Consider the following 13,399-nt stretch of genomic DNA (forward strand, 5'->3'; position numbering starts at 1 on the left):
CATGAACACCGACATCGGCAACAGCGGCTACATCGCCGCCGCCTGGTGCACCGCCATCAGCCTCCTCGGCTACACCTGGGCCATGAAGCACTTCAACAAAGACCGCACCCACTAGAACCACAGACCCTCAGCTCCACCCCCAGCCCCTCCTTCCCACCCACCCCAACAGCCCGTGGCACCTCCCAGTGAGGCCACGGGCTGCTTGCTATCCGCCTGAGGGCAGTCAGATGCCGATATACGACTTCGACACACCCGAACCGATCCTCGCCGGCGTCGGCCTCGACCTCGGTCAGGTCCGGATCGCCGCCGCCGACCGCGCCGGGACGACCGTCGTCGACGTGCGCCCGAGCGACCACAACGACCAGTGCGACGTGGCCACCGCCACGCTGGCCCGTGTCTCGTACGCGGCCGGGGAGCTGCTGGTGTCCGTCCCGAAAGCCCAGGGCCTGCCCGGGAGCGGAGCCGTCATCGTCGACATCAAGGTGCCGGGCGGCTCACGGGTGCGGGCGGCGGCCCTCGCCGCGGACTTCCACTCGGCGGGCCGCCTCGGGGAATGCAGCATCACCACCGGCTGCGGTCACATCCGGCTCGGTCATACGGGGCCGTTGTACCTGTCCTCGGTCCTCGGCAACGTCACCGTGGAACGTGCGGTGGGCGACGTCGAGGCCGTCGCGGGGTCCGGCGACGTGAGCATCCGGGAGATCGACGGCGCGGCGGAGATCAACAGGACCACGGGCAACACCCGCATCGGCGAGGTGACCGGCGATGTACGCGTGTACGCGGACAGCGGCGACCTCGACATCGGCCGCGCCCACGCCGGGATCGAGGCCCGGTCCGCGCAGGGCGACATCCGCATCGAGGAGACCGTACGGGGCCCGGTGGTGCTCGAAACCGCGTCCGGCATGCTGGACATCGCCATCGCCCAGGGCATCGGCGCCGTCCTCGACCTCGACGCGCATGTCGGCACCGTGTACCGGTCCCTCGACCTGCTCGACGGCGCGGTGGTGGCGTGCGAGGCCGAGAAGAGCGTCCGGGTGCACGCGCACACCATCATCGGTGACATCGTCGTGCGGCGCGCATCCCTCGACCCCGACGTGGGCTGACCGCCGGCAGCCACACCCAGCGCACACCCCGGCACACCGACACACAGCCACAACCAGCCGCACCCGGCGCAGCGACCGCTGCCCCCACCGCACTTGGCGGTGGGGGCAGCGGTCGCGTGGTCGGCCGGGCAGCCGGCCCGTCCTGCCCGGTCGGCCCGGCACGGGCAGGTGACGGTGCTGCGGCCGGGGCCGAGTCAGCTCGCGGGAGGGGATGACAAGAGCGCGAGCCGTTCCGGCACCCGCGGCAACAGCCCCCGGCGCGCCGGCCGACCGGTCCTCAGGCGGGGCGTCGGCCCCAGGCCGCGGCGGTGGCCAGGCCCAGATCCCAGAAGTCGTCCTGGTACATGCGTCCGGCGGCCTGCTCGATCTGCTCCTCGGTGGCCTTGCCCGCGGCCACCACGGTGGGACCCCACCCCTTGATGGCCTCTCCCCAGAAGAGACCCATCGCCCGGTTGCCGCCGACCACCGACAGGGAGCCGTCCATGCCGATGTCCTGGAGCCCGAGCTCCACCAGGGGAGCGGGGAAGGAGCGCGGCCAGTCGAGGTCGGTGCCCACCTGCTCCTTGTAGATCTCCAGGGTGGCCAGGCTCACCTCCCGGTAGGCGGCGTCCCGCGCGGATTCGATGGGGAACTTGGCAGGCTCCTCCAGCAACAGCCAGCCGCCCGGCGCCAGCCAGGAGGCCACCCGGGCGAGGTCGCTCTCGCGGCTGCGCAGGTGGCTGAAGACATAGCGGGCGTAGATGAGGTCGAACGAGCCCTCGGGAAAGTCGTCGGTCGTGACGTCGTGGCGGACGATCTCCAGGTTGGGGGCGCCCGCCTCGCCCAGCGAGCTGAGCTCGATGTCGGTGGCGACCACCTTGCCGGACGGGCAGCGCCCGGCCAGCCAGCGCGCGATGCTCCCCGAGCCGGCGCCGATCTCCAGGCAGCGCCAGTCCGGCTTGGGCTCGAGCGCCTCCAACCGCCGTTTGCTGTGCGGGTCGAGCTCCGCGCGCAGCGCGGCCAGCCACGCGGGCGGCCCCTGGTCCGGGGAGGCGGCCGCGTCCCCGGTCTCGGACTGGTCCGGTACTTCGTGATCAGTCAGTTCAGCCGTCACTGTCGCACGCTCCTCATCAGGGTTGATCGCAACGCCGAACGCATTCCTGAGCGGTGACCGTGCGCGGAGCTCACTGGTTCCCGGCCCGTTACTGGAATGGCGCCTTCACATAGGTGTGTCGGGGCATGCGGCAGACTTCTCCTCCGGGCTGGATCCATAGGCAGGGGAGGCCTCAAGGAGGAAGGTTATTCAGCGACCGGAGGGCGTAAAGGAAACCGGCAGAAAAAACAGGAAGTCGGAAGCCTGCGCGCATGCCGGAGCGGCACAACCCGCACCAGGCACAGATGGTGGTGGCCACGTGGGTCCAAGTCAAGGTGCCGATGTCACGCAGAGCCCGTCGCCGTTTTCCGTGGATCAAGCCGAACACGCCCTTGGCGAGGGCCTTTACCATCTCCGGCCGCGCATGCCGCTCAACAATCCGAATTAATCGGCGAATCGAGGCTTGCGCGGCCGAGAATGGCTGGCTTTAGTAATACGCCGATGAGTACTACGGCGTCAGTGCCGGGCGATGTCCTGTCGACAGGACAGCCACGCACAGTGCTCTCGTCAACGGAGGGGATCTGATGACCGATTTCGCTGATCGGTGGGGTTTCGACTCGGACAAATTCTGGTTGCGCGGGGAACGGCCGAAAGAGTCCGTCGAGTGGTGCGAGGAACTTGGCCGCTGGCACGCCTACGACTATGCGGAGGTGAACGAGGCCCTCAGCAACAACGAGGCGTACTCGGCCGACTCCGGGCGGCTCTTCGACCTCGACGAGGAGACGCTGAAGTACTTCGACGGCGACCTGGCGCAGATGACCGGGCCGGAGCACGCGAACATCCGCAAGCAGGTCAGCCACGCCTTCAGCCCGCGGTTCATCGACCACCTCGAGTCCCGGGTCCTCGAACTCTCCAACGAGTACGCCGACAAGCTGGTCGATCTGGGCCGCTTCAACCTCCTCAGCGACTTCGTCGACCACGTGGCGGGGATCGTCTTCAGCGAACTGCTGGGCATTCCGGCCGACGACCGCACGATGTTCAAGCTGGTGGACCAGAACATGGACCAGCAGGCCCAGATGACGCAGGTCGACCAGGGCGACGGTGAGGGCTACTTCGAGAAACTCACCAAGCCCCTGCAGCCCCTGCGCGAGATGCTCGGCCGGCACGTCGACGAGCGCTCGAAGAATCCGCGGGACGACCTGATCAGCCTGCTCAGCCAGGTCAAGAAGCTCGATGGCGGCCCGATGACCCGGGACCAGATCATCAACTTCATCATCGGCATCCTGGGTGCCGGACACCTCGCCACGCCACTTCTGATCGGCAACACCATGCTGTGCCTGGAGTCGTTCCCGGACCAGGCGGCGAAGGTCAAGGCGGACCGTTCGCTGGTGCCGAGCCTGCTCGAGGAGTCGATGCGCTATCTGACCCCGGGCGCCGCCTCGTATCGCGCCACCGTCGCCGACGTCGAGCTCGGCGGCAAGAAGATTCCCAAGGACCAGTTGATCAGGGTGTTCCTCGGGGCGGCCAACCGGGACCCGCGCCAGTTCCCCGACCCGGAGACCTTCGACGCCGCCCGCAGCCCCAACGCCCACCTCGGGTTCGGCCGCGGCGCCCACTACTGCGTCGGCGGACAGATGGTCCGGGTGGAGACCCGCATCGTGTTCAACGTCCTCATGGACCGCTTCCCGAAGCTGCGGGTCGACCCCGACATTCCGCCGCTCTTCTTCAACTCACCGGACTTCACCGGCGTGCGCTCGGGCGGTCTGTGGGTCCGTACCGACTGAGCCGACCCCGCTCGCGTAGGTGTGTGTACGTGTGAGAAGTGCTCCTGAGACCGGATCGGCCGGGGGGCCTGCCGGGGGTGGAGATGCCGTCGCAGGAGCACTTCTCGACGGGCGCGTCAGGTGACGCGCCGGTAGGACCGCCCGGCGAGATTGATGGTCTCGATGCCGCCCGACGCGTCGCGCGAGAAGACGCCGCGCATGCCCGCCAGCGGCCCGTCGGTGACGATGTACTGGTCGTCGGCGTCGGCGAGCAGTCCGAACTCGGACGGCGGGAAGTCCGGTGCCGTGCCGATGACTTCGAGTGCCTCCTCGGTGACCTCGAAGTCCATCACCAGCCGTTCCCCGGGCGTGCTGATCAGCACCCGCGCCTGCGAGGTCTCGTACGTGCCGACGAGTTCGCGCGCCCGCGCCCCGTCGAAGGGCAGCGGCTCCGGGTCGCGATCGACGACCCCGAGGTACGTCTCGAGTGCCCAGCGAACGACGTCCTGGTTGTACGGGATCCCGTTCGGGCCGACCGTCGCCACCGTGACCAGGGCGAAATCCTTCTCGGGCACCAACAGGAGCCACGAGTACTGGCCCGACATCGAACCGCCGTGGCCGACGGTGCGGACGCCGTCGACCGTGCGCAGGAACCAGCTGATCCCGATGCCGTCGCCGAAATAGTTGCCCTGCACCTCGGTCGTCGGCTGCTGCATCCGCAGCAGCAGGTCGCGCGGCAGCACGCCCTCGCCGTCTCCCAGGTGGAAGCGTGCCCAGCGGAGCTGGTCGCCGATCGTCGAGACGATGCCGCCGGACGGATCCCCGTACCGCTCGGCCACCCAGTCGGTGGTGACGTCGAGCGATCCGTCCGCCTGCGCGGCGTGCCCCAGCGCCACGTGTCCCTTCAGTTCGCTCGTCGTGAAGGTCGCCGTCGTCAGTCCGACCGGATCGAAGACCAACGACCGCATCGCGGCGTCGTACTTCATCCCCGTCAGCGATTCCATGATTAAGCCGGCGATCGTGAAACCCGCGTTCTTGTACGCGGCATGCTCACCCGGTGGTGTCGTCACGGGAATGTCGGCCATCCCCGCGACATGACGCTCCAGACTGTCCTCCGGGTTCTCACTCAGATAGTCGCTCCACCCGCCGGTGTGGTTGAGCAGATGCGTCATGGTGACGGCGGCGGCCGCGTCCTCGTCCGAGAGCCGGAAGTCCGGAAGGTAACGCCTCACCGGCGCGTCGAGATCTATCTTTCCGTCGGCGACGAGACGCATGATCGCCGTCGCGGTGTACGTCTTTGTGATCGACCCGAAGTGGAAGAGCGTGTCGTGGTCGAGCGGGCGCGCGTCCTCGGCACTCGTGGTGCCGTGGAATGCGTAACTCTCCTCTCCGCCGGAGAAGACCGCGACAGCGGAACCGGGAATTCCGAACTCGTCCGCCTTTGACGTGATGAAGCGCTGGAGCGAGGTTTTGTTCATGTCTCCTCCGAGTGTCGGCCACAGCTTGGCAGTGAACGCGGAAAACGGTGAGAAAGCGTATCCGGCGGCCGTCTCGGATCAACCGGCAGAACGCGCCAGTCGACCAAAGCGGAGCGCCCCCGGGCCGCGTGCGGAGCCTGGTGGCTCACACGCGGCGCCGAGGGCGCTCCCGCTGTCGCCGGGAGGTCAGCCGGCCTTCTCCGGAAACTCCCGCAGGAGACCGCGCACGGAGTCGGCGGTGGCGGCGAGGATCTCCTGGAGCTGGGCCAGCCGCTCATCGCTGAGGGCACGGTGCTGGGTGGCGTCCCGGACCTCCTCGTCGAAGCGCTCGAGCATCCGCTTCAGAAGCTTCTGCGACTCCTTGGCGTCCTTGCCGCCGCCCTTCGGGCCGCCCGAGCCCCGCTGGACACCGCTGCGGATCCTTTCGTTGACGTCCTCCATCACCTTGGTCTGGAACTCGTCGCCGCCCCACTTCTCGCGGGCCTCCGTGGTGAGCTGCTCCTTGAGCTGCGCGGCCTGCTCCTTGGCGTTCTCTCGCATCTGGGGTACCTGCTCCTTCATGTTGTCGCGGATCTGCCGGGCCAGTGCGGCGGGCCCCTCGGGGTCCCGCTTGATCCCGAGCCTCAGCGCGTTGCCCAGGCTGGGGCGGGTCTTGGTGGTCGCGGGTTTGAGATGCTCGGAGAGCTCCGCGACGGTCGGGTGTTGGAAAAGCACTCGGATCGAGACCTCGAGCCCGAGCGTCCTGCGCATACGGCCGATGATTCGGGTGGCCTTGAGGGAATTGCAGCGGAGGGTGAAGAAGTCGTCGTCGATGCCGACCCGGTCGACGCCGAGCACGTCCGCGACCAGTTCGCACAGCGCTTCCTCCTGCGGCGTCCGCCCCTTCCGGTAACCGCCGCCGGCCGGTTCGGCCCCGGGCGCGGGAAGGGCGTGACGGTCCACGGTCCCGTCCGCCGCCAGCGGCAGCTCGTCCAGCGGCACCACGGTGGCCGGTACCAGATGGTCCGGCAGGCGCCGCGCCACGAACTCGCGCAGCTCCTCGGCGTCCACACCGGCGCCGGTACGCAACGGCGCCACGTACCCGACGAGCAGGCCCTCGCCGTCCGTGCCCTCGCCCTCGCGGACGACCGCCGCGGCGTGGGACACACCGGGGTGTGCGGCCAGGGCGGCCGTCACATCGACGGTGGAGATCCGCCGGCCGCGCACCCGCGCCTGCGGGCCGCCGGGACCGACGTACTCCAGCGTGCCGTCGCGGTTCCACCGGGCCAGGTCCCCGGTGCGGAACATACGGGCCCCGTCCGGACCGTACGGGTCGGTGACGAACCGCTCCGCGGTCGGGCCGGACCGGCCCCGGTGGCCGCGCGCCACCTCCCCGGCGATGTACAACTCGCCCGGGACGCCCGCCGGTACGGGGCGCAGCGCCGCGTCCAGGACACGGGCCCGCACATTGCCGAGCGGCGAGCCGAGCGGACGGCTCTCCGCCGCTGCCTCCGCCCTCGCGTCCGCCTCCGCCGCGTCCGAGGCGGTGAACGCGGTGGCGGTGGACGTCTCGGCCGGCCCGTAGACGCCGACCACCCTCGCGCCCGGTGTCGCCTCGCGGATGCGCCGCACCAGGGATCCGGGCAGCACGTCACCGGTGAGGACGACCGTCCCCGCGTAGATCGCGCCGGCGGAGCGGTTGAGCACCTCGGCGTAGAACGGGGCGACCGTGCTGATCACGTCTCCGGTCCAACCCCAGTCCCGGCCGAAGGAGTTGATCTCCGTGGGGATCTTGACGCAGGCGCCGCAGGACAGCGCGGCGACGACCTCGAACAGCATCGCGTCGTCGTGCGGAGAGGCCGCCAGCATCCGCGTCCCGGGGACCAGTCCCGCGGCGGACACGAAGCGCGACGCTCCGTCGACCAGCGCGCGGTGGTCGACCGCCACCTCGGCCGGGCCGCCGTCGCCCCGGTAGGGGCGGCGCAGCCACGCCAGGTGCCTCGGGCCCAGGGGTGCCCGGCGGTCCCGGTCGGTGGGGTTGGCGTTGTCCCCGGGGTACGAGGGCTGCGTACCGAGCTGGTCGAGCTCGGGGCCCCTGACGACCTCGGCCACCCGGACCGGTGTGTCGCCGGGCTCGCCCAGGACGAACGCGGCACCGGACTTCAGCGTCCCCAGCAGCGCGACCGTCAGCTGCACGGAGCGCGGCACGGCGAGCGCGACCACGGACTCGGGCCCGACGCCGCGCCGGATCAGCTGGTGCGCCAGCCGGTTGGCCCAGGTGTTGAGCTCCCGGTAGCTCAACGAGACGCCCTCGGAGACCACCGCGACCGCGTCCGGCGTGGTGGTCGCCCGGCGTTCGACGAGAGCGGGCAGTGTCTGCTCGGCGGACAGTGGCTCCTCGGCCGCTGCCACATCCGCGCCCGGCTGCCCGGCGGTGATCAGCTGTCGCTCGTCGGGCAGCAGCACGTCGACCGTGCCGACGCGCCGGGCGGGGTCCGCGAGGAACTGGTGCAGCACCTCGTGCAGTCGTACGGCGATGTCGTCGACCGCGTCGTGCGTGAAGACGTCGCGGTGGTACTGGAGGCTCAGCCGTACGGCGGGGTCGGTCTCGACGATCAGGGCCAGGGGGTAGTTGGCGGCGCCCTCGGCGTCGACCCCCGTGACCTCGATCCCCGCCGCGGCGCTCGCCTCAGCGATGCCGACGTGGTCCGTCGGGTACGACTGGAACGCCACCAGGGTGTCGAACAGGGCGTCCAGGCCGGTCTCCTGGTGGATGTCGGCCAGGCCGAGGTGATGGTGGTCCAGGAGCACGGACTGCCGGCCCTGCAGACCGGTCAGCAGGTCGGCGACGGTGTCACCGGGAGCGCAACGGACGCGTACCGGAAGGGTATTGATGAACAGCCCCACCATGGACTCCACGCCCGGCAGCGAGGCCGGACGGCCGGAGACCGTCGCGCCGAACACCACGTCCTCGCGCCCGGTGAGCCCGCTGAGCAGTACCGCCCAGACTCCCTGGACCAGGGTGTTCACCGTGACGCCCAGCTCCGAGGCGCGCCGGAACAGACGGCCGGACTCCTCCTCGGTCAGCGTGAGGCCGATCTCCCTGGCCAGGACCTCCCTGGATCCGGTGTCACCGGACCCGGTGTCGCCGGATCCGATGTCCCCGGATCCGGGGGCCTCGGTGTGGTCAGCGGCGGCGCGTGGCGCGCCGGCCGGGGCCAGCAGCGTCGGCTCGTCGACGCCGGCGAGCTCTTCGGCCCAGACCCGGGCGGTCCCGGCGCGGTCCTGCCGGTTCAGCCAGGCCAGGAAGTCCCGGAACTCGCGGACCGCCGGAAGCCCGGAGGCGTCCCCGTCGGAGGCGTACAGGCGCAGCAGGTCCTGCGTCAGGATCGGCTCGGACCAGCCGTCGATGAGCACGTGATGGGTCGTGAGCACCAGCTCGTACCGGGCCGGGCCGAACCGCACCAGGGTCAGTCGCAGCAGCGGCGGGGTGGTGCGGTCGAAGTGCGTGGCGTAGTCCTCGGCGAGGAAGCGCCGGAAGGCCTCGTCGCGTCGGGCCTCGGGGACCGTGCCGAGGTCGACCTCCCGCCAGGGCAACTCGACTCCGTCCACCACGAGTTGCACCAGGTTGTCGTCGGCGTCCGGGACGAAGGCCACGCGCAGATTGGCGTAGCGGTCGAGCAGGGCCTGGCCGGCCGCCCGCATCCGGGCGGGGTCGAGCTCGCCGGACAGGTGGAACACGGTCTGCATCTGGTACGCGTCATAACCGGTGTCGCTGAGCGTCGACTCGAAGAGGATCCCGGACTGCAGCGAGGTCAGTGGCCATACGTCCGAGAGGCCGGGGTAGCGCCGCTGCCAGGCCCGGAACTCCGCGGAGTCCGGATCGGCCAGCGGAGCGGAGGCGGCGGCCTCGGCCGCGGCATCGGCGCCAGTCGCGGCCTGGGCGAGCGCGGCGACCGTACGGCACTGCAGGATCTGCCGCGGGGTGACCTCCAGGCCGCGGGCCCGGGCCCGGGTGACGACCTGGATGGCGCGGATGCTGTCGCCGCCGGCGGCCAGGAAGTCGTCGTCGGCGCCGACCCGTTCCACGCCCAGGACCTCGGCGTACACGGCGGCCAGAATCTTCTCCTCGGCCGACCCGGGCGCCCGGTAGGCGGCGGTGGTGAACTCCGGCTCGGGCAGCCCCAGCCGGTCCAGCTTGCCGTTCGGCGTGAGCGGGAGCCGCTCCAGTGCGACGACCGCGGACGGGACCATGTACTCCGGCAGCCGGTCGGCCGCCAGGCTCAGCAGCGCGGCGGTGTCGACAGTGCCGCCGACGGCGTCGCTCCCGGCGGCCTCGGCGCCCGACTCCTCCGGCACCACATAGGCGACGAGCCGGTTGGAGCGGGCGACGACCACGCTCTGTCGTACGCCCGGGTGGGAGCGCAGGACGGTCTCGATCTCGCCGAGCTCCACGCGCAGGCCGTGGATCTTGACCTGGAAGTCCTTGCGGCCGATCAGCTCGATCAGGCCGTCCTGGCCGAACCGGGCGGCGTCGCCGGTGCGGTACAGGCGCTCGCCTCGCACCACGTCCCCGTACGACCAGTCGAGGAACCGCTCGGCGGTGCGCTCCGGCTGGTCCAGATAGCCGCGGGCCAGACCGGTGCCCGCCAGGTACAGCTCGCCGGGCACACCCGGCGGCACCGGCTGCAGGGCGTCGTCGAGGATGTACGTGCGCTGGTTGGCCATGGGACGGCCGTACGGGATGCTCGTCCAGTCCGGGTCGACCTTGTCCACCTCGTGGATCGTCGAGTGGATCGAGGACTCGGTGGCTCCGCCCATCACGACGAACCGCAGGTCGGGGGCGACGGCTCGGACCCGGTCCGGCAGGGTGACCGGGACCCAGTCGCCGCCGAGCAGCGCCAGCCGCAGTCGCGGCAGCGGTTCGGCACCGGTCTGCTCAAGGTGGTCGGTCAGCAGGTTCAGCAGCGCCGGGGCGGAGTTCCAGACGGTGACGTCCTCGGCGACCAGCAACTCGGCCCAGTGCCCGGGGTCCTTGGTGCGCCCGGCGTCGGGCACGACCACGGTGCCGCCGGCGATGGTCAGGCCCAGGAACTCGTACACGGACATGTCGAAGCTGGGCGACGACAGCGCGAGCACGGAGTCCCCGGGGCCCACGCCGTAGCGGGAGTTGAGGTCCGCGATGTTGTTGAGGACCCCGCGGTGGTGCAGTGCGATCGGCTTGGGCGCGCCGGTCGAGCCGGAGGTGTGGATGATGTAGCAGAGGTGGTCGGGGTCCGCGACGCGGCCCGGGTTGTGCTCGGGCAGCCGGGCCAGGACGTCGGCGTCCCGGTCGAGCAGGACCAGCGGCGGGCTCTGCTCGCCGCCCTCGGGCAGGTTTCCGGTCAGCTCCTCGCGACTGATCATCACCGTGCAGGAGGTGCCGGCGACCATGGCGGCGATGCGCTGGGCGGGATAGTCCGGGTCGAGCGGCACATAGGCGCCGCCCGCCTTGAGGACGGCGAGCTCCGCCACGAGCAGCTGGGCCGAGCGGTCCAGGCACAGGCCGACCCGCAGGTCCGGGCCCACGCCCAGGGACCGCAGGTGATGGGCGAGACGGTTGGCCGCGGCGTTGACCTGACGGTACGTCAGTCGCTCGGCGCCGTGGACCACGGCGACGGCCTCGGGCGCGCTGTCCGCCCGGGCCTCGAAGGCCTCGTGCAGGCAGCCCTGGTTGGGCAGTTCGGTCTCGGTCCGGTTCCACTCGACGAGGGTGCGGTGCAGCTCCTCGTCGCCCAGCAGTCGCAGCCGGTCAACGGTGCGGTCGGGGTGGCGCAGTCCGTCGACGAGGAGCGTGCGGTAGTGGTCGAGCAGCCTGAGCGCCGTGGTGTGCTCGAACAGCTCGGCGTCGTAGTGCAGTTCCGCCTTCTCGCCGTGGACGACCAGCTGGAGCTCGAAGGGTGCCCCGTCCTCGGAAGGAGTCGCGCCGACCGTGAAGCCGACGGGGCAGGTGCCGGTGGTGTCCGCGGTGGTGGCGCTCTCCGCCAGGTCCCGCAGTGTCGTCTCACCGGTGACCTGGAAGCGGACCTCGCCGTCCGGGCCGGCCAGGGCGATCCGGTCCTGGCCGGTGTAGCGGTGGAGCAGCGCCGCGAAGGCGGCGGCCAGGACGCTGTCCCGGACGGACCTGGCCTCCAGGCCGACGGTCTCCACGGCCGAGCACCGGCCGGCGGTGCCTGGTCGGCGTGGCTGGTCCGTCGGTACGAGCGCGGGTGGCCAGACCTCGGGGGCCGGGTCGTGGCGGGCTTCGGCCGCGGGGACGCGGCGGGTTTCAGCGGCAGGGGCGTGGGTTTCGGAGACAGGGGCGTGGCGGGCTTCGGAGATGGCGGCGCGGCGAGCTTCGGAGGCAGGGCGGTGGTCGGTGATCATGTTCCGACTCCGATCAGGGAAACCGGGGCACCGGCGGTGGTGTCGATGGACAAGGGGTGGCGGGCGCACAGCCACCGGACTTCCTCACGGACCGTGGTGACCAGGGCCGGGTCGATCCGGTACTCGGTGTCGGACAGCAGACGGGTGCCGGCGAGGACGGTGTGCAGCAGGTGGGCGCACTCGCGCATCTGCTCGGGGCCCATTCCGCGCTGCGCGAGGATGTTGGTGCCCAGGCGCAGGCCGCTCGTGACCAGCGGCGGCTTGGTGTCGCCGGGGATGCGGTTGCGGTTCGCGAGGATCCCGCAATCCTCCAGAGCACGCTCGGCGGTCACCCCGGTCAGGCCGAGGCCGGTGGTGTCGATCAGGACCATGTGGTTGTCGGTGCCGCCGGTGAGTACCCGGTACCCGAGGGAGGAGAGCTCCGCGGCCAGGGCCCGGGCGTTGAGCACGATCAGCCGTGCCGTCTCCTGGAAGGCCGGCTCGGCCGCCACGGCGAAGGCGCGGGCTTTGGCGGCGATGGAGGCCGGGCTCGGCGTGCCCTGCGACTGCGGGAACACGGCGCGCTGCATCAGCCGGAACAGCGGGGTGCGGCCGTCGGGGCCGGGTGTGTCGAACTCCCGCCCGCTGAGGATCAGACCGCCCCGGGGACCGGCCAGTTGCTTGTACGTACTGGTGGTGGTGATGTGGGCGACATCGACCGGGCTCGGGTGCCGGCCGGTGGCCACCAGGCCCGCTATGTGGGAGATGTCCGCGAGGAGATATGCCCCGACGGTGTCCGCGAGGGCCCGGAACCGGGCGAAGTCGATCGTACGGGGATAGGCGCTGGCTCCGGCGATCAGCACGCGGGGCCGGTGCTCGAGGACCAGGTCCTCCAGGCGCGCGAAGTCGATGCGGCCGGACTCGTCCAGGCCGTAGGACACCGCGTTGTAGTGGCGGCCGGTCACCGACGCCCGTGAGCCGTGGGTGAGATGGCCGCCCGCGTCGAGGTCGAGGCCGAGGAGCGTGTCGCCCGGGCGCATCAGCGCCGAGAGGACCGCGAGGTTGGCGGAGGAGCAGGAGTGCGCCTGCACATTGGCGTACCGCGCGCCGAACAGCCGCTTGGCCCGCTCCACTGCCAGGGTCTCGACGTGGTCGAACTGCTGGGCCCCCGGGTGGTAGCGCGCTCCCGGGTAGCCCTCGGCGGTGACGTTCGACAGCGCCGCTCCGCCGACGGCGAGGACGGAAGGGTCCGCGATGCTCGCCGACGCGATCATCGCGAGGATCGAGTTCTGCTGACTCACCTCGGCGTCCAGCAGCGCGGCGAGTTCGGGGTCGGCCTCGTGCAGGACCTCCATGCCGGTCCGGAGCAGCTGAGCCTGCGCGCCCGTCGAGGAACGGCCGGCCTGCTGCGTCGGTCGTGCTACTGCGGCGACTGACTGACGTGTCATCACCTGTACCTCATCTCGCGTTCGATGCGCCTCGACGGACGGAATGGTGGGTGGGTTCTAGTGGGTGCGGTCTTTGTTGAAGTGCTTCATGGCCCAGGTGTAGCCGAGGAGGCTGATGGCGGTGCACCAGGCGGCGGCGATGTAGCCGCTGTTGCCGATGTCGGTGTTCATG

At 70.8% G+C, this 13,399-nt stretch carries 6 protein-coding genes; 2 read left to right on the forward strand and 4 right to left on the reverse strand.

Features of this window, described 5'->3' with window-relative positions; genetic code table 11:
- Positions 1–227 precede the first annotated feature (227 nt).
- A complete protein-coding gene (locus tag FE633_RS45735; protein ID WP_138051066.1) occupies positions 228–1,103 on the forward strand; it encodes a DUF4097 family beta strand repeat-containing protein in 876 nt (291 codons plus the stop codon).
- 277 nt (positions 1,104–1,380) lie between these two features.
- Here FE633_RS45735 and FE633_RS45740 read toward each other — a convergent pair whose 3' ends face one another.
- Positions 1,381–2,196, reverse strand: coding sequence for a class I SAM-dependent methyltransferase (locus tag FE633_RS45740; protein WP_171060404.1), 816 nt, complete (start codon positions 2,194–2,196; stop codon positions 1,381–1,383).
- 563 nt (positions 2,197–2,759) lie between these two features.
- Here FE633_RS45740 and FE633_RS45745 point away from each other — a divergent pair.
- Complete coding sequence (locus tag FE633_RS45745) at positions 2,760–3,959, forward strand: cytochrome P450 (RefSeq protein WP_138051068.1); 1,200 nt, start codon at positions 2,760–2,762, stop codon at positions 3,957–3,959.
- Positions 3,960–4,075: 116 nt separating this feature from the next.
- On the opposite strand, the gene FE633_RS45750 is transcribed toward FE633_RS45745, so the two are convergent.
- The 3 genes from FE633_RS45750 to FE633_RS45760 all read right to left on the reverse strand — a co-directional run bounded on the left by FE633_RS45750 (position 4,076) and on the right by FE633_RS45760 (position 13,227).
- Positions 4,076–5,416, reverse strand: coding sequence for a serine hydrolase domain-containing protein (locus tag FE633_RS45750; RefSeq protein WP_138051069.1), 1,341 nt, complete (start codon positions 5,414–5,416; stop codon positions 4,076–4,078).
- Positions 5,417–5,602: 186 nt separating this feature from the next.
- On the reverse strand, positions 5,603–11,800 hold the full coding sequence (locus FE633_RS45755) for a non-ribosomal peptide synthetase (protein ID WP_138051070.1): 6,198 nt from the start codon (positions 11,798–11,800) through the stop codon (positions 5,603–5,605).
- A complete protein-coding gene (locus FE633_RS45760) occupies positions 11,797–13,227 on the reverse strand; it encodes a serine hydroxymethyltransferase (RefSeq protein WP_138051071.1) in 1,431 nt (476 codons plus the stop codon). The genes FE633_RS45755 and FE633_RS45760 overlap by 4 nt, the downstream gene beginning before the upstream one ends.
- Between the last annotated feature and the right edge of the window lie 172 nt (positions 13,228–13,399).

The organism is Streptomyces montanus, assembly GCF_005786655.1.
Lineage (GTDB): Bacteria > Actinomycetota > Actinomycetes > Streptomycetales > Streptomycetaceae > Streptomyces > Streptomyces sporangiiformans.